Source organism: Mycobacterium sp. D16R24 (genome assembly GCF_002013385.1).
Taxonomy (GTDB): domain Bacteria; phylum Actinomycetota; class Actinomycetes; order Mycobacteriales; family Mycobacteriaceae; genus Mycobacterium.
On the sequence record NZ_MAEV01000010.1, the window covers coordinates 108,800 to 124,746 of the forward strand.

Here is a 15,947-nt window from a genome sequence, read left to right on the forward strand (position 1 = left end):
ATGAATGGCTTCGGTTTCCCGACTCTGGCGATAGTCGTCGTCGTCGGCATGGTGGGGCCGCTGCTAGCGCTCAATACGCGGCTGCGGATCCCTGTGGTCATCGGCGAACTTCTCGCTGGAATCATCATCGGCCGCACCGGATTTGGCTGGATCGATGCCTTCGACCCCACGTTCAAGATGTTCGCCGACGTCGGATTCGCGTTGGTCATGTTCGTGGCCGGCACACATGTGCCGATTCGAGATAAGACCATGGTGGCGGCCCTGCCCAGGGCGGCGCTGCGCGCCGTGGTGGTGGGCGTGGTGGGTGCCGTGTTGGGTGTGCTGCTGGCCAACGCGTTCCACACGGGACATGCACCGCTGTACGCGGTGCTCATTGCGTCCTCGTCGGCGGCGCTGGTGCTGCCCATCATTGACTCGCTGAGCCTTGACGGCCCCAAGGTGCTGAGCACTACCGCGCAGGTGGCCATCGCCGATACCGCCTCGATTGTGCTGCTGCCCTTGGTCATCGATCTCAAGCACGCCCCCCGCGCGGCGGTCGGCGCGGTGGCGGTCGCGGCGTGCGCGGGCATTGTGTTCGTGATCCTGCGTGCGCTCGAGCAAGCCGGAACACTCGATCGGTTCCACCGCTACTCGAAGCAGCACCGGGTGGCGATGGAGCTGCGGATCAGCCTGGCCATCGTCTTTGGGCTGGCCGCTCTGGCGGTGGCGACCCACGTGTCGATCATGCTGGCCGGATTCGCCCTGGGCCTCGTCGTCGCGGGTATTGGCGAGCCACGTCGCCTTGCCAAGCAGCTCTTCGGGTTCGCCGAAGGCTTCTTCTCACCGCTGTTCTTCGTCTGGCTGGGGGCGTCGCTACATGTGCGCGAGCTCGGTGAGAACCCCAAGCTCATGCTGCTGGGGCTGGGCCTGGGCGGTGCGGCAGTGTTGGCGCATGCGGTCGGCCGGCTGTTTGGACAGCCGTTGTCGCTGGGTGCCTTGGCCGCGGCTCAGCTCGGCGTGCCCATCGCCGCGGCCGCGATCGGCGAGCAGCAGCAGTCATTGATGCACGGTGAGGCCACGGCGCTCATCCTGGGAGCGCTCGTCACGATCGTCGCGGCGACCCTGGGCGGCTCGCTCTATGCGAAGACCTCCGCCCGACATCAGCCGGGTGTGGCGAAACCCGAAGGCCCTCTGGGTGACTCGGAAGGCTCCGGCGCCGCCGATGCTGCGGGCGGCGGGACGGGTGGTCCGGCCCAGTCCACCGGTGGTACCGGCAACGGCGCCGCGGGATAGGCAGGCTGCATCTGCTCCAGGGCGCGAAGGTGACGTTCGGCCAGTACCGCGGCGAGCATGAACTGCGGGGGAGTGCCGGGTGGCGGGGGCGGTGCGATGCTGGCGAGCACATCGGTGGAGATTTGATAGAGCATCTGGTCCCGGGTGTGCGGTGCCAATTGCCCTGCGCGGTTGAGAAATTGACGGGCCAGGTTGGCCTGATCCGTGGTGAGACCGGACAGTTGCAGCGTCTGTGCCCACGCCGCCAGTTGCGGTGGCATGACCGGCGGCGGAGGGAGCTTGGGTCCGCGTTCGCTGATCACCATCGTGCCCGCGAAGATGTCGCCGAGGCGCTTGCCCTGGGGCGACACCAGGCTGGTGATCACGGCCGGAGCACCCATGAACAGGTAGATCTCCACCACGGCCGCGAGTGCGCGGATGACGGCCTGCCGCAGGTGTTCCGGGCCGCCGTCGTCGGATACCACGCGCAATCCCATGGCCAACTTGCCCAGGGAGCGTCCCCGGGTGGACATCTCCCAGATGACGGGATAGCCCACGAGTGCCAGCACCGAATAGGCGATGCTGAGCGCCCCCGCCAGTGCCTCGTCAAACTGCGAGAGCGAGAACGCGACCACGAAGATGCCGGCGTACAGCACGATCACCTGGACGACGATGTCGATGAACGCGGACACGACCCGCACCGGAAGCTGGGCAACCTTGACGTCCAAGACAACCGCGTCGCCCGTCACCAACTCCGACATCACTCGAGACTACTAGTATTTGCCAGATGGACGTGGACGCATTCGTCGCCACCCACCGGGGGACATGGGACCGACTGGAGTTGCTGCTCAAGCGCAGGCGGACCCTGAGTGGGCTAGAGATCGATGAGCTGGTCGACCTGTACCAGACGGTGTCGACACATCTGTCGACCGTGCGGTCGTCCTCGGGGGATCCGGCCCTGGTCGGACGGCTGTCGACCTTGGTTGCTCGGGCGCGTTCGGCCGTCACAGGCGAGCACGCCCCGCTGTGGCGTCACTTCATCCGTTTCTGGACGGTGTCCTTTCCGGTGGTCGCCTACCGAAGCTGGCGTTGGTGGCTCGGCGCGGCGGTCGGGTCGATGGCGGTGGCGGTCGCCGTGGGCATCTGGGTGATGCATTCGCCCGAACTGCAATCGGTGATCGGGACACCCGATGAGATCGCGCATCTGGTGAACGAGGATTTCGAAAACTATTACAGCGAGCATCCCGCGGCGGCCTTCGCGCTGCACGTGTGGATCAACAACTCGTGGGTGGCGGCACAGTGCATCATCTTCGCAGTGCTGCTGGGCATACCCATCCCGTATGTGTTGTTCCTCAACGCGGCGAATCTGGGCCTGGCCGGTGGGTTGATGATCGCGGCGGGCCGCACAGACGTGTTCTTCGGCCTGATCCTCCCGCACGGTCTGCTGGAGCTGACGGCGGTGTTCCTGGCCGCGGGCGCTGGTATGCGCTTGGGATGGAAGGTGATTGACCCCGGCGACCGGCCCCGTGGACAGGTGCTCGCCGAACAGGGACGTGCCGTCATGTCGGTGGCCGGTGGGCTGGTCGGGGTGCTGCTGGTGAGCGGTCTCATCGAGGCACTGGTCACCCCGTCGCCGCTACCGACGTTCGCCCGCATCGGAATCGGTGTGATCGCCGAGGTGCTGTTCCTGGCCTATGTGGTGATTCTCGGGCGGCGCGGGGTCGCTGCCCATGAATCCGGCGATATCGAAAACGCGCCCGACTACGCCCCGGCATCGTGAGCGCTACAGGCGCCCAGAGGCTTTCAGCGACAGATAGCGGTCGGCAAGCGCCGGAGCGATCTCGTCGGGCGGGGCATCGACAACCTCGACACCCTGCCGGCGCAGCAGTGTGACGACGCGCCGACGTCCTCCTCGGGTACGTTCGGCCGCGGCCGCGTCGTAGACCTGCTCGGCATCGAGCGACCGGATGTTTCCTGGCGCCGTGGCATTTTCGGGCATCGCCATGTCATCGACCCGCGGATCGCTGACCGCGGCCACCAGTAGATGGTGATGGCTGGTTAGCTGGGGAAGTAGCGGCAACAGGCCCTCCTCCAGCGCTGCCGGGTTCAGGTCGGTGAGGAGCACGATGAACGAGCGATGACGGGATCTGCGGCGGATGGTCGCGACGAGATCGCGGGAATCGGACTCGACGAGCGAGGGCTCCAGGGGCGCCATCGCATTGACCACCAGTGGAAGCAGCTCGTTGCGTGAGGCTCCCGATACTTGCGAGCGCACCGTACGGTCGTGTGCCAGGAAGTCCACGCGGTCACCGGCACGCGATGCCAAGGCGACCAACAGCAGCGCGGCATCCATCGCCCAGTCCAAACGGGGCCAGCCGGCTGGGTCGCCCGATGTCGGGTCGACGCCGATGCGCCCCGCCGAGGTGCGGCCGGTGTCCAGGACGACGAGGATGCGGCGGTCTCGTTCCGGTCGCCAGGTGCGCACCACCACGTCGTTGCGTCGGGCTGAGGCGCGCCAGTCGATGGAACGGACATCGTCGCCGACGACATATTCACGCAGCGAGTCGAATTCGGTGCCTTGGCCACGGATCAGGACCGGGATGGCGCCCTCAAGCTCGCGCAGTTTGGCTAGCCGGGATGGTAGATGCTTGCGACTCAGGAACGGGGGCAGCACCCGCAGCTGCCACGGCACGTTGTGACGCCCCTGTCGCCCGGCCAGCCCGAGCGGGCCCACCGTGCGCACGGTTACGGTCGCCGGCTTGTGATCGCCACGGCGTAGGGGGCGCAAGGAGGTAAAAACCCGGGTGCGTTCGCCGGTGCGCAGATCCAACCGATGCGCACGCGGGGTGGCGCGCATACTCGGTGCCCAACTGTCGCGGATCCATCCGCGTGCCCGACGGCCCGGATTCTGGATCTGCAGGGCGACGTCCGCGGATTCGCCAAGTCGGATGGCATCGGGCCCTGACCGGATGAAGGTGAGTCGGCGTGGGCTGGCGGCGGCGAAGATATCGACGACAATCAGCACCGCGAGCGTCAGGAGCAGCAGCCAGAACAGCCGAACCGGCCATGGCGACACCAGAATCAGCAGCGCGCCGAGCAGCGCCGCCAATCCCGTGCGTCCGGTGAGAATCACTATCGCGGCACCGGAACCGTGACCAGGATGCCGTCCAGAACCCGGTCCGAGGTCGCACCCTCCAGCTCGGCCTCGGGGCGCAGACCGATACGGTGACGCAGGGTGGGGCGCGCCATGGCCTTGACATCGTCGGGGGTGACGTAGTTACGACCGGAAAGCCAGGCCCACGCGCGGGATGTCGCCAGCAGCGCCGTCGCCGCACGGGGGGAGGCGCCGAGCTGCAGCGAGGGTGACTGACGGGTGGCGCGGATGACGTCGACCACGTAGGCCAGTACCTCGGGAGCCACCAGCACCCGGCCCACCGCGGCGCGGCCCGCCTCCAAGTCGGCGGCCGAGGCCACCGGGGTGACGTGCGACAGATTGCGGGGGTCGAAGCCCTGTGCGTGCCGTTCCAGAATGGCGATCTCTTGATCACGTTCCGGTAGAGAAACGTTGAGCTTCATCAGGAAGCGGTCCAGCTGAGCCTCGGGCAGCTGGTAGGTGCCCTCGTACTCGATGGGGTTCTGGGTCGCGGCGACGATGAACGGATCAGGGAGTGGGCGTGGGGTGCCGTCGACCGTCACCTGACGTTCCTCCATGGCCTCCAGTAGCGCCGCCTGAGTCTTGGGAGGGGTGCGGTTGATCTCGTCGGCCAGTAGCAGATTGGTGAACACCGGACCGGCGCGGAATTCGAATGCTGCGGTACGCGCGTCGTAGACCAGGGACCCGGTGACATCGCCGGGCATCAGGTCGGGGGTGAACTGTACCCGTTTGAACTCCAGGGACAGTGCCGCCGAGAGTGTGCGCACCAAAAGGGTTTTCGCGACGCCCGGTACGCCTTCTAACAGTACGTGTCCGCGGCATAGCAGCGCGACGACCAGGCCGCTGACCACCGAGTCCTGTCCGACGACCACGGTGGCGATTTGTTCACGTAACGCGGCGAGGGCATTGCGTGCGGAGTCCTCACTGGAAGTTGCCTGTGTCACGAGTCGCGGACCTGCCTTTCGATGATGTCAAGCTGCTGAGTCAGATTGGTGAGCTGCTGGTCGTCCGTCGGGACGGGGCCGAACAGCACATGATGAATCTCCATGGGATTTACGCCGATTCGCTCTGCCACCGTGGCGGTGATGACCTGTGGTCTCTCGTCGACAGGGAGGCCGAGCCGGCGCACGATCCGGTACCGCGCCGCCTCGCGCAGTGAGTCGGAGGCGAGGTCGCGGGCACGGCGCGACCGGTACAGCCGTCCGCGCCCCTCGGTGGTTTCCGAGGCGCGCACGATCACCGGAAGTTTCTCGGCGACAACGGGTCCCAAGCGGCGTCCGCGCCAGATAGCCAGTAGCAGCACCACGATGCAGAGCTGCCAGATGGCCATGCTCACCTGGTCGGGGATCAGATCGCCCATGGATTTCGGTTGGGCGCTGGTGCCGACCTTCGGCCGTTCGGGTACGTACCACACCAGGTGGGAGGAGCGGCCGGCGAGATTCATGGCAAGCGCCGCGTTGCCCTGCTTGGTCAGTTGCACATTGGTCAGCGGGGTGTCATCACCGAGCACGGTGATGGTGTGGTTGCCGTCCTGGTAGCGCACCAGCGTGCCCGCATAGCAGCTGACCTGGCCCGGGCCGGGTGTGGTGAATGTGTAGGTGGGGCCGATGTATGTCTGAATTGTTCCGGCGTGCTGGGCTTCCCGTAGATCGCAGTGTGGCTCGGCGATCGCGTTCCCTTGATACGAGGTGATGCGTACCTGTGCGGCCAGTCGTTCTCGGGTAGCGGAAAAGGGCGCCAGCAGCAGGCGATCTCCCGGAAGCTCGGCGAGGACGTCCAGTATTTCGTCGGAGATGTTCCCGTTGTCCAGCACCATGAGTTGGCTGCCGGGTCGCATGGCATCGCGGACCTCGGAGATGGTGGTAGCGCGTGTGACGGTGACGCCGTGGTCGCGGAGCAGTTGGGCGAGCGCGTGCCCCCCACGCTGAGTGACGGCATCCGGATCGAGATACCCCTCGGGCCGAGGCGGTTTGGTGACGAGCAGGGCAGTGACGACAATGCCGGCCACGGCGGCCAGGACCCACGCCCAGGTACGCCAGCGGTCCCGGAGGCGCGGTGATGTCGCGGTGCTGGTGGTCATCGCACCGCCTCCCAACCCGTCGTCACAGCGGGATCCGCGGATGTGACGCGGACCGGCGCATCGCGGATGTGGTCGTCCAACTCGGCGATCTTGCGATACGACTTCTCGGTGCCCGGGCGTTCGCCGTAGCTCACGTCGTTAAAGATTTCCGCGCCGGACCGGAACTCCGCTGCTAACGACGGCAATTCGCGCCCGGCGTCGGCGGCCAGCTCGTTGGCGGTACGGCCCGGCACCGGGGTCAGAATCGTGCGCTCCTCGAGCTGGCGTGCCACCGCACGCAGTCGGTGTCGGATTGCCGATGCCCAATCACCCTGGGCTGCGGCAAGTTCGGCAGCTGCCCGGTGTTCTGCCGCGGTCAGATCGCCAGATTCGAACAGTCCGAAGTCACCGCCGTCCTTGGTTCGAACAGCGCGGCGGGCAATGCGGATCAACAGCACCACGGCGGCGATGACGATGAGTGTCGTCACCAGGATGGTGAACCAGCCGCCGGGAAGCTCGCTGGCCCGGAACTCCAGGTAGTCCAGGTGCTCGATGATCCAATTGATCAGACGGTCGAGCGGCGAGGGGTGCTCGTAAATCGGTTTGGCGAGTTCGTGTTGGGCTGCCTCGGCCGCGGATTCGCGGTCGATGTCGACGGCCGGCATTACACCTGAACCGGGGGATACGCGGGCAGCCACAACGCATCAGGGTCGATGCCCGGCTGGCTGAGGCGTTCTCGCGTTCTGGTTTCGGTTTGCAGCACCAGATCGAATGCCTCGGTGCGCATCCGCTGATCGGTGTACAGCAGCACGTTCATCGCGGCATTGAAGGGGAGCGTGATGATCTGGGCGATGATGACGCCCACAGTTGTCAGTGCCAGACCCAAGATCATGGTCGTGCTGCTGGTATTCGAGGTGCCCATACCCATGGCGACCTGCCCGCCGATGCTGAAGGGCATTCCCAGAATGCCCGCCACGAAGCCGACGATGATCGAGGTGAGTATCAGGATGCCCAGGAGGCGCCAGTAGCTTTTGCGCACCAACGACATCGATCGGCTCAGCGCCCCGAAGACGGTCCGGCGCTCCAGGATCAGCACCGGTGAGGCGAGGGCGAACACGGGGATCAGATAGAAGTACAGCGCCAAGAAGCCGAACCCGAGTGCGAAACCCGCGGGTACCGCGCCCCAGGGGCCGACGGTGAGGGCAAGCCCTACTACGCCGGCGATGCCGATCGCGAGAGGCAGGGTCAGCAAGAGACCCGAGGCGAGCGCCAGCCCGAGGAGGGCCCATATGCGTGGTTTGGCGCGCCGCCATGCCGCCGCGGGGGTGGTGTGTTCGCCGAACACCGAGCGGCCCACGGTGACCGTCAGCATGCCGCTGAGAACGATGGTGACCAGCATGGTGATCACATAGCCGATGAGTGCCCCGCCGAAGTACCCGATTCCGAATGCGGCGGCAAATGCGTCATCCCTGTTCGCGTCCAAGCCGGTGGCACCGCCCAGGAGCCCGATGATGGGGCCCGCCTGCAACGCGAAGGTCAGCAGCTGGCTGATGACCACGACGACGGCCGTGATCCCGATGGTTGCTTTGGGGTTGGCGCGGATGGCGGCGACGGCCCCGTTGTACAGGGCGGACAGATCCAACGGCCGCAACGGGATGACTCCGGGTTTCAGCGCGGGCGGCGCCGGCGTCACCCAGTAGGGAACCGGTGGCGGACTCGGGTATCCGGGTGGCGGCGACGGGTATCCGAAACCCGGGGGCGGATATCCATACGCCGGTGCAGCGGCATAGCCAGGCGTAGGAGGAGGGTAGGCAGGCGGGGGTCCCGGGGGTAGCGGAGACGGAGTGACGCCCCCCTCGTCGTTGCTCATTGCTCCATTTTGGCGGCTAAGGACGTTCCTGGCAATTGCCTCTCGATTCTCATGTCAATGCCTTTGACATATGTCAGGTGGGTTGACATTTTGAAATGTATGACTGAGAAGATCGCTACAGAGGAATTCGATCTCGCGTTCGAGGCCGCGTACCGCGGCGAGCGTTCCGATGGCCTGGGTGTGAGGCCGCCGTGGAGTATTGGCGAACCACAGCCGGAGATCGCGACGCTGATCGCCGAGGGCAAGGTGCGTGGAGAGGTGTTGGACGCCGGCTGTGGCGAGGCGGCAACGTCGCTGTATCTGGCCGAGGTGGGACACACCACCGTCGGGCTCGACTCCGCGCCCAAGGCTATCGAGTTGGCGAAAGGCTATGCGGCCGAACGCGGTCTGACGAATGCCAGCTTCGCGGTCGCCGATATCTCGGCATTCACCGGGTTCGACGGCCAATTCGACACCATCATCGATTCGACGCTATTCCACTCGATGCCCGTCGAACTGCGCGACGGCTATCAGCGTTCGATCGTTCGAGCGGCCGCACCAGGTGCTCGCTACTACGTGCTGGTCTTCGATCGTGCCGCCTTCCCGGCGGAATCACCCGTCAATGCTGTTACCGAAAACGAACTGAGGGATGTGGTTTCGAAGTACTGGTCTATCGACGATATTCGTCCGGCGAAGATCTACGCGAACTTCACTGGGTTCGAATCGGGTGTGGCGCAGGGCTTCGCCCGGCACCAGGTCGAGCCCGATGGCCGGGCATCGGTTGCGGCATGGTTGCTGTCGGCGCACCTGGCAGGCTAGCTGTCCAGGAGGAACCGCTCAGGGTGGTGGTAGGCATTAGTGCGGACCTGGCCGGTTTCGAGGTGCGGCGGAGGAATCCATTCGGTGATCCCGTCGCTGCGGCGTTTTCGGGTGGTCCAGCCCTGTTGGAGCAGTCGATGGTGTGGGCCGCAGGCGAAGGTCAGATTGTCGATGTCGGTGGGTCCGTCGTCGCGCCAATCCTCGACGTGATGCACCTGGCAGAGATAGCCGGGCACTGTACATCCGGGCGCGGAACAACCGCGGTCCTTGGCGTGTAAGACAATTCGTTGATCGGGAGTGGCGATCCTTTTGGACCGTCCGAGGTAGAGAGGACGGCCGTCGTCGTCGAATATTGAGAGGTAATGCAGGGCGTGGGCGGCCATCCGGATCAGATCGGGGATGGGCACCAGGTTGCCGCTACCCGACATCGCCTGCCCGGCCGCGCTCTGCAGCTCGCTCAGCGTCGTCGAGACCACCACGGTGACGGGCAATCCATGATGTGAGCCCAGCTTGCCCGAGGCCAAGGTGCTGCGCAGGCATGCTCGTAGTCCGTCGTGGTTTCGCTGGGCGGTAGTTCGAGTGTCGCGCTCGGCGGCTGCCGCGTCGGGTTCACCTTCGGTCATGGGAGATTCATCGCGCGGATCGCACATGCCCGGTGCCGCGAGCTTGCTCAGCACTGCGTCGAGGTAGGCGCGGGTCTCCGGATCCAGCAGGCCGCTGATGGCGCTCATTCCGTCGGTTCCCTGGCGTCCGAGCGATATGCCACGCCTGCGGGCGCGGTCGATGTCAGAGAATCTGCCGTCGGGATTGATAAGAGACGCGATCCGATCAGCACCGGCGCGGAGTTGTTCCGGGCCGAATTCGGTTCCCATTGACGCCAGCCGCTCTTCGGCAGCGTCGCGGGTATCGGCGTCGACCGCGTCGGGTAGGACGTCGAAGAACCTGCGGATGATCCGCACGTGATCGTCACCCAGGCGGCCCTCTCGTAATGCATGGGCGGTATGCGGAAGTAGGGGTCGCAGAGGCTCGCCGGTGAATGCACGCCGTGGACCGAGATGTGTGGTGTCAGCGAGGCGGCGCCGGGCAGTTGCGGTATTTATCGACAGGTGCCGTGCCAGCACCTCCGCGAATGATGTACCGCCCAACGCCACCGGTGAACCGCGTTCCACCAGCCGGGCGGTGAGCGTGTATGTGGCCGCGGTGATCTTGCGCTGGGCGACTTCCAGTTGCCTTAGTGCCGAGAGTAACTCGGGATTATTGAGCTCATCGAACGACGACTCGACGACAGCCGTGGCCGTCGTCAGCAGATCGTCGATGGGACTCATGCCTGAAGGCTATGGACGACGACCGACAGCTGGCCGGGGTTGTCCACAACCACGATGGCTATCCACAAGTTTGACGAACCGCTTGTCGGATGTCAGAAGTTGCGGTAGTCCCGGACCGGCATCCGTGATCCGCGCCGCTCTGGCTTGGGTGCCGCTAGCTCGATGAGCCGAATCACGCGATAGCGTTGCCCGGCATAGGGTTCCAGGAGTTCCAGCATGCCGGCGTCGTCAGTTTTGTGGCCGGTGAGCGCGAAGCCCACCTGTCCGGCGATGTGGTAGTCCCCGACGGGGACGGCGTCGGGATCGCCGAGCGCACGTGCTCGGATCTCGGCCTCGGTCCACGGTCCGACTCCGTGGATCGAGGTCAGGTGCTCCGGTTTGGTTTCCACGTCGACGGTGGCAGCGATACGGATGGTGCGCATGCGGACCGGCTCGGCACCGGACTTGTGCCACTCCCACGATGGGATGTCGAGCCATTCCCGTTGGGGCGGTGGGACCTTGGCGCCACCCACATCGGTACCGACATGGTTGATCAGATAGCGCCAGGCGCGCCAGGCCTCCGCGCCGGGCACCTTCTGTTCCAGCACAGCGGGGACGAGGGCTTCCCAGACGCGATCGCTAGCGCCGAGACGGACGCCTTTCGCGCCCTGGACCAGCCGGGTGATGACGTCGTGTTTTGGTGTGAGTGCCTCGGGTTCGTCGTCGGCGCCCAGTAGTCGTGGAAGGCGGTCGAGCAGCCATTCGGCGCCGTCACCGTAGGCGTGGCCGACGACGGTCTTGTCTTCACGCGAGATCGTCAGCACGCCAGGGCCATCCGGCGTATACGAGCCTCGGGTGATGGATCCTCCGGGGGATACGCGATATGTCGGGTCGGCCGACCCGCGGCGGTGAATGCCGAGGGTGCGGCGAATATCCAACGGCCACGGTGGAATCCACTCGCGGGTGAGTGGAGCTGCTAGGCCCCCGGGCAGAACTTCCAGCCGCCCGTCTCCTTCTTGAACTCGATGTCGTGCTTGCCCTTGGCGTCGGTGATGTGAATGACGGCGGTATCGCCATCGATCTCGAGACCAGTGATTTTCGACGGGCCATTATCGGCCTTGGTCAAGGCATTGAGATCGGGAGCTTGGCCGCTGCCCGCGATGTCCTTGAATGCCTCGCGGTACTTGGCGCAGAAGAAGGTGAGCATTTTCTTGAAGTCGTTGGCCTTGGCGGCCTCGGCCATCCCGGAGATCGTCTGCTTGATCTGCTTGATGTCCTCGTCTTTGTTGGCGCCCGAGGAGCGTGGCGCGTCGACGATCTGATCGTTGGCGGACGTGCGGGTGCTCTGGGTGCTGGAGTTGGTGGTGGTGAGGCCGAGCACCAGTAGCGCGATTAGGAAGATGCCGAGCGAGCCGCCGACGACTGCCAGGGCCTTCTGCTGCGGGGACATCGGTGGCCGGGGCGGCTTTGGGGTTGGGAAGTACCCGCCGGGGGGCTGACCATACTGGTCAGGCTGCGGGTAGCCCGGGAACTGCGGCTGAGGCTGCTGGAACTGGCCGTGGGGGTACTGCGGTTGCGTCATCTGTGTGTCTGTCCTAGCGCGGCGGCGGTCATGGCGTTCCCTGCCAGTGTGCCGGATGGGATGGCCGGAGGTGACAGCTGTTCGGATAGCCGATGGGTGAAAGTGGAGACGAATAGGCTGCCTCGCCTTTTGCTCGGCCCATGTGCGTTGCACGTCGTGCTGTCGACTCGCATATCCGGAGCGGCCGCCAAAGGGTGTTTGGAGCACCCGAGCTCTGGATCATGACCATGATGGCTGGAATTTCTCTTTGCCCCGCGGTATCTCGGGCGCCTCGGTTACATGATCGCCGTTGTGCGCGACTGCCCAGTACTCGCTGCTGATCTCTGCGATCGGATCGTCTCGGTCAGGCCGCGGAGAAATTACGCGTGTCGCGACAAGTTCACCTTTTCGGGGAACCGGGAGACCGAGAGCTCTCGCGACGAGAGGGTCGTTGTCTTGATGACCGAGAACGAGTATTCCCTCGGGCCGCAACGCAGTGCGTGCACCGCCGTTACCGCGCGCTCGCTTCATGAAGTCGTCTTGCTGGGCGACCGTGGCGAGTTCGGCCCTGCGGACGACTCGGCCGTGCACTCGGCGAAACAGTTCGTTGACCCGAGCCTGTCCATGTTGGTTTCCGCGTCTTGCTTTGGCGCTGAAGATCGCGTCGCGTGTCACGGCATCAAGTTGATGGAATAGGTTGGGCGCCAACCTCGAATGGTCTGGCCACAGCCAACGGACTCTCTTGCGGCCGACGGGCGAAAGTGATGTCTTAGCGTCCCGATTCTGGCTTCCTCGCGTTAGTTCAGGCGTGATACGTAGAAGACCGGCTCTCCATGTCGATCGCTCGTCATCTGCCGTCACGAGGAGCGCGATCTCCCCAATAACCTCGGGTGGCAGCATCCAACCGAATGGCTTCATCGAATACTTGCAGTCAACCTGAACACCGGCGATGCGATAGTCGGTCTTTTCTCCGTCATCAAAGTCGAACTCGCGGTGCAGATTTATCTCGACCAGCGTCCCCATATGGGTCTTTTCGGTCTTGTGGAGATCGTTGAAGTTCCACCGTCCGGTGTGCTGCCCGTCGTAGAGTTGATCGAAGGTATTGCGCAGCACGGCGGACACTCGTTCCCCCGCCGGATCCAGGCGATATAGGGCAGCTTCCACTGTGTCGAGTTCGAGGTCGTCGCCGATCGTTGGTGATTCGTTGAACGGAGTAGTCGTCAAGTGAGCCCCCAATAGTGTGTGCACGATGGGGCGAGATTATTCGGCCGCGTTGATTAACGCACCCTTTCGGATGACAACTGCTCGCGTTAGTCTCCGTGGCATCTGGCATCTGGCATCTGGCATCTGGCATCTGGCATCTGGCATCTGGCATCTGGCGGCGGCGTGACGGAAATGAATCAACGTAGGGGGACAAAATGGTGGCTGACTACCCGAACGAGGCGTACGCACCGAATGGCGTGCTGTGGTGGGAGCTGACAGTCGCACCCGGTCGTGAGAAGCAGCTGTTTGGCGTCGAACGGAAACTCGCTGCGTGGCTCCGGTTCAACAAGCGCGTTGGGGAAACCTTCACGACAAAGGAAGGGAGATCTGCGCTCGGTGAACCCGACACACCCAACGCTGATGAACACTTCCAGCGGCGTCTGCGTCAGCTACGAGACAAGGACGGGTGGGTCATCCCGTCTCGAAAGTACGATCCTAGTCTTGAGCCGGAGCAGTATCGCGTTGACAAGATTGGCTGGCACCCCGGTTGTGGAGAAGATCGTCCGAAGAAGACGACAATCAGCAAGCGGAAGCAGCGGGCGGTCTTTGACCGGGACGGTTGGCGGTGTGTCGTATGCGGTGCCGGCAGCAACGAGCCGCGCATCGGCAACCCCGACAAGACAGTTGCTCTCACCGTGGGCCATGTGTTGTCTAACGATTATGGCGGCGGTGTCGATGTACGCAATCTGCGCACCGAATGCTCGGATTGCAACGAGCCGATCCGGTCTGATGGCAAGAAGCCTGAGTCGCCTGAAGAAGTTGAAACAGCAATCCGGACACTCAGGAAGATGGACCGCGTGCGGCTGGCGCAATGGATCGAGGCGCAGCGCCACATCCGTGGCGCTGCGGAAGAGATTTACGATCGCTATAGACAGTTGTCTCCGGGCGACCAAGAAAAGATCAGACTATCGATCAAACAGCTCGCGGGCCTTGATGCCCATTAAGCACTTGCGATTTGACGCAAGCTGCTGCCGCTTCGCCGTCGCCTCACGGCCTTGCCTGTGATTGCAGATCGAATCTGCAATCCGACGGCTTCAGCGACGGGGGGAGGGAAGGCGTTCCCGATTTGTCGATAAGCCGCAGTTTTACGCCCGTAGAACTTCCAGTATTCGGGAAAACCTTGTACCGCAGCGGCCATTTCGAGTGTTAGTCGCGGTAGGTGATTAGTGGGCGTCAGCTGATCTGGCCCGAAGTTGGCTATTCCTTTGCCGTCAACGCCAAGCTCAAGCCAGCCCGCGCGAGCTCTCGTTGGCCCGAGATCTGGACCACCGTGCTTTCGTGAGCCGCCGACGATCGTTGGACCTATTCCTTGGGCACGCTCTGCCCAGTCTTCCGCACCCGACCAGCCGTCGCGGGCCATCAATGGAAGCAGGACATCGCCGACGGTAGGAGGCGTGCCGATGGGTGCCGGCCATTTGAAGCGTCCAAAATACTCAGGCTTTGCCGCAACCAGTATGAAACGAGGACGAAGCTGGGGGACTCCATACTCGCTTGCATTCAACACCTGCCAGTCCGATCTGTAGCCGAGGTCGTCCAGGCGCCCACGGATGGCGCTCCGATACGACTGAAACCTTGCAGTAGACAAGCCGCGAACGTTTTCCAGCATCACAACCTTCGGTTGTGTCTCCTCGATTAGCCGCAATGCTTCCGGGAATAGATCGCGCTCGTCATTTTCGCCAAGCTGCTTACCTGCGATTGAGAACGGTGGGCATGGCACCCCGCCAGCAAACAGATCGATGCCGCGATAGTCGCGTCCGTTGATTTCACGGACGTCACCCTCGTGAACATCCCATTTCGGCATATTGAGGCGCAGTGTTTGGCATGCGTCAGAGTCGATTTCGACGGCAAGGGTGTGATTAAACCCTGCCAGGTGCAAGCCTAGCGACTGACCACCGGCCCCTGCGCAGATCTCCAGGCAAGTTAAGCCGGTTGTCACGCGCTGCCTCCGATCGCTCGAACACTTGTTCGATGAAAAGACGGTAGCCGAACGCGGCCGGTACGTCAAATGCCTTAGACGTACCGTATTCACATGGAGAGGCCGAGTCTTGCAGGCGCGCCGCGGTCTTCAGGCACAGAGGTGTATGTCACTTCGTCGGGCCGGTCACGCAACATGGCTGCAGTCCGCCGAAAGGACACTAAACCCGAGTTGAGACTTCGCTCAGCCCTGCACCGCCTGGGCTATCGATTTCGTAAGGACTATCCGGTGCGCGTCGGTGAACTGCTCGTCCGGCCAGATGTTGCCTTTACGAGACGGCGAGTCGCGGTCTTTGTTGATGGATGCTTCTGGCACAACTGCCCTGAGCATGGCCGTCAGCCGAGAGTGAACGGCGAGTACTGGTCGCCGAAGCTCGAGGGCAACGCCAGGCGGGATCGCCAGCAGACAACTGCGTTGGAAGAAGCAGGATGGACCGTTCTCCGATTCTGGGAGCATGAGCCGGTGGCGTCGGCGGTCAGCGCCATAGCGGAGTCGCTTTCGGTACCAATGCGTTGAGCGGGGCGCCGGGCCGGTCGACTAAGCACCTGGCAGGTGTTGAAGGCCACCGAGAGCCGGTACGCCCACACACGCGCCATGTCCGAGATTCAGGCGTTGGCAGCTTGCGCTGTTAGTCTCCGAAGAACGCCGGAATTGGGTCGCGGGGAGGCGTGCTCGACCGGTTGATCGCAAGGAAGCGCGAAAGAGCTGGTAA

Annotated in this window: 15 protein-coding genes and 1 pseudogene; 5 read left to right on the forward strand and 11 right to left on the reverse strand. The window is 64.0% G+C overall.

Annotated features, from left to right (window positions below):
- Window positions 1-1,272: a cation:proton antiporter gene (locus B4383_RS08295; protein WP_078290102.1), complete on the forward strand. Its 1,272-nt coding sequence runs from the start codon at window positions 1-3 to the stop codon at window positions 1,270-1,272.
- A gap of 368 nt (window positions 1,273-1,640) precedes the next feature.
- Here B4383_RS08295 and B4383_RS27070 read toward each other — a convergent pair.
- A pseudogene (locus tag B4383_RS27070) lies at window positions 1,641-1,952 on the reverse strand (RDD family protein); the annotation flags it as partial.
- Between the two features lie 86 nt (window positions 1,953-2,038).
- On the opposite strand from B4383_RS27070, the gene B4383_RS08305 reads away from it, so the two are divergent.
- A complete protein-coding gene (locus B4383_RS08305) occupies window positions 2,039-3,031 on the forward strand; it encodes a stage II sporulation protein M (RefSeq protein WP_078290103.1) in 993 nt (330 codons plus the stop codon).
- 3 nt (window positions 3,032-3,034) lie between these two features.
- Here B4383_RS08305 and B4383_RS08310 read toward each other — a convergent pair whose 3' ends face one another.
- From B4383_RS08310 to B4383_RS08330, 5 genes are read right to left on the reverse strand one after another with little or no spacing between them, the layout of a single operon-like run.
- Window positions 3,035-4,384, reverse strand: a complete 1,350-nt coding sequence (locus B4383_RS08310; RefSeq protein WP_078290104.1) for a DUF58 domain-containing protein — start codon at window positions 4,382-4,384, stop codon at window positions 3,035-3,037.
- Window positions 4,384-5,349: a MoxR family ATPase gene (locus tag B4383_RS08315; RefSeq protein ID WP_078290105.1), complete on the reverse strand. Its 966-nt coding sequence runs from the start codon at window positions 5,347-5,349 to the stop codon at window positions 4,384-4,386. Before B4383_RS08315 ends, B4383_RS08310 begins: the two co-directional genes overlap by 1 nt.
- Complete coding sequence (locus B4383_RS08320; RefSeq protein ID WP_078290106.1) at window positions 5,346-6,485, reverse strand: DUF4350 domain-containing protein; 1,140 nt, start codon at window positions 6,483-6,485, stop codon at window positions 5,346-5,348. The genes B4383_RS08315 and B4383_RS08320 overlap by 4 nt, the downstream gene beginning before the upstream one ends.
- Window positions 6,482-7,129, reverse strand: a complete 648-nt coding sequence (locus tag B4383_RS08325) for a DUF4129 domain-containing protein (RefSeq protein ID WP_078290107.1) — start codon at window positions 7,127-7,129, stop codon at window positions 6,482-6,484. The genes B4383_RS08320 and B4383_RS08325 overlap by 4 nt, the downstream gene beginning before the upstream one ends.
- Window positions 7,129-8,157, reverse strand: coding sequence for a glycerophosphoryl diester phosphodiesterase membrane domain-containing protein (locus B4383_RS08330; protein WP_078290108.1), 1,029 nt, complete (start codon window positions 8,155-8,157; stop codon window positions 7,129-7,131). Before B4383_RS08330 ends, B4383_RS08325 begins: the two co-directional genes overlap by 1 nt.
- Before the next feature lie 276 nt (window positions 8,158-8,433).
- Between B4383_RS08330 and B4383_RS08335 the strand changes: the two genes are divergently transcribed.
- Window positions 8,434-9,132, forward strand: a complete 699-nt coding sequence (locus tag B4383_RS08335; RefSeq protein ID WP_078290109.1) for a class I SAM-dependent methyltransferase — start codon at window positions 8,434-8,436, stop codon at window positions 9,130-9,132.
- Here the strand turns inward: B4383_RS08335 and B4383_RS08340 are convergent.
- From B4383_RS08340 to B4383_RS08355, 4 genes are all read right to left on the reverse strand, one after another.
- Entirely contained in the window at window positions 9,129-10,457 is a 1,329-nt protein-coding gene (locus tag B4383_RS08340; protein ID WP_078290110.1) for an HNH endonuclease signature motif containing protein, read from the reverse strand. The two genes, B4383_RS08335 and B4383_RS08340, sit on opposite strands and share 4 nt — an antisense overlap.
- Before the next feature lie 92 nt (window positions 10,458-10,549).
- Window positions 10,550-11,374 carry a 3-methyladenine DNA glycosylase gene (locus tag B4383_RS08345; RefSeq protein ID WP_078290111.1) on the reverse strand — a complete coding sequence of 275 codons (825 nt, stop codon included), beginning with the start codon at window positions 11,372-11,374 and terminating at the stop codon, window positions 10,550-10,552.
- 38 nt (window positions 11,375-11,412) lie between these two features.
- On the reverse strand, window positions 11,413-12,018 hold the full coding sequence (locus B4383_RS08350) for a hypothetical protein (protein WP_078290112.1): 606 nt from the start codon (window positions 12,016-12,018) through the stop codon (window positions 11,413-11,415).
- A 219-nt stretch (window positions 12,019-12,237) separates the two neighbouring features.
- Window positions 12,238-13,221, reverse strand: coding sequence for a NaeI family type II restriction endonuclease (locus tag B4383_RS08355; protein ID WP_286143810.1), 984 nt, complete (start codon window positions 13,219-13,221; stop codon window positions 12,238-12,240).
- A gap of 194 nt (window positions 13,222-13,415) precedes the next feature.
- Here B4383_RS08355 and B4383_RS08360 point away from each other — a divergent pair, with 194 nt between their 5' ends.
- Window positions 13,416-14,204 carry an HNH endonuclease gene (locus tag B4383_RS08360; RefSeq protein ID WP_078290113.1) on the forward strand — a complete coding sequence of 263 codons (789 nt, stop codon included), beginning with the start codon at window positions 13,416-13,418 and terminating at the stop codon, window positions 14,202-14,204.
- On the opposite strand, the gene B4383_RS08365 is transcribed toward B4383_RS08360, so the two are convergent.
- Window positions 14,201-15,196 carry a DNA cytosine methyltransferase gene (locus tag B4383_RS08365; protein WP_078290114.1) on the reverse strand — a complete coding sequence of 332 codons (996 nt, stop codon included), beginning with the start codon at window positions 15,194-15,196 and terminating at the stop codon, window positions 14,201-14,203. The two genes, B4383_RS08360 and B4383_RS08365, sit on opposite strands and share 4 nt — an antisense overlap.
- A gap of 93 nt (window positions 15,197-15,289) precedes the next feature.
- Between B4383_RS08365 and B4383_RS08370 the strand changes: the two genes are divergently transcribed.
- On the forward strand, window positions 15,290-15,751 hold the full coding sequence (locus B4383_RS08370) for a very short patch repair endonuclease (RefSeq protein ID WP_078290115.1): 462 nt from the start codon (window positions 15,290-15,292) through the stop codon (window positions 15,749-15,751).
- Window positions 15,752-15,947 lie beyond the last annotated feature (196 nt).

What these genes read in the sequence shown, in the direction of transcription:
- B4383_RS08350 (WP_078290112.1), bottom strand. Translation starts at nt 12,018, where the DNA reads ATGACGCAACCGCAGTACCCCCACGGCCAGTTCCAGCAGCCTCAGCCG.
- B4383_RS08295 (WP_078290102.1), top strand. Translation starts at nt 1, where the DNA reads ATGAATGGCTTCGGTTTCCCGACTCTGGCGATAGTCGTCGTCGTCGGC.
- B4383_RS08335 (WP_078290109.1), top strand. Translation starts at nt 8,434, where the DNA reads ATGACTGAGAAGATCGCTACAGAGGAATTCGATCTCGCGTTCGAGGCC.
- B4383_RS08305 (WP_078290103.1), top strand. Translation starts at nt 2,039, where the DNA reads ATGGACGTGGACGCATTCGTCGCCACCCACCGGGGGACATGGGACCGA.
- B4383_RS08340 (WP_078290110.1), bottom strand. Translation starts at nt 10,457, where the DNA reads ATGAGTCCCATCGACGATCTGCTGACGACGGCCACGGCTGTCGTCGAG.
- B4383_RS08325 (WP_078290107.1), bottom strand. Translation starts at nt 7,129, where the DNA reads ATGCCGGCCGTCGACATCGACCGCGAATCCGCGGCCGAGGCAGCCCAA.
- B4383_RS08370 (WP_078290115.1), top strand. Translation starts at nt 15,290, where the DNA reads ATGGAGAGGCCGAGTCTTGCAGGCGCGCCGCGGTCTTCAGGCACAGAG.
- B4383_RS08360 (WP_078290113.1), top strand. Translation starts at nt 13,416, where the DNA reads ATGGTGGCTGACTACCCGAACGAGGCGTACGCACCGAATGGCGTGCTG.
- B4383_RS08320 (WP_078290106.1), bottom strand. Translation starts at nt 6,485, where the DNA reads ATGACCACCAGCACCGCGACATCACCGCGCCTCCGGGACCGCTGGCGT.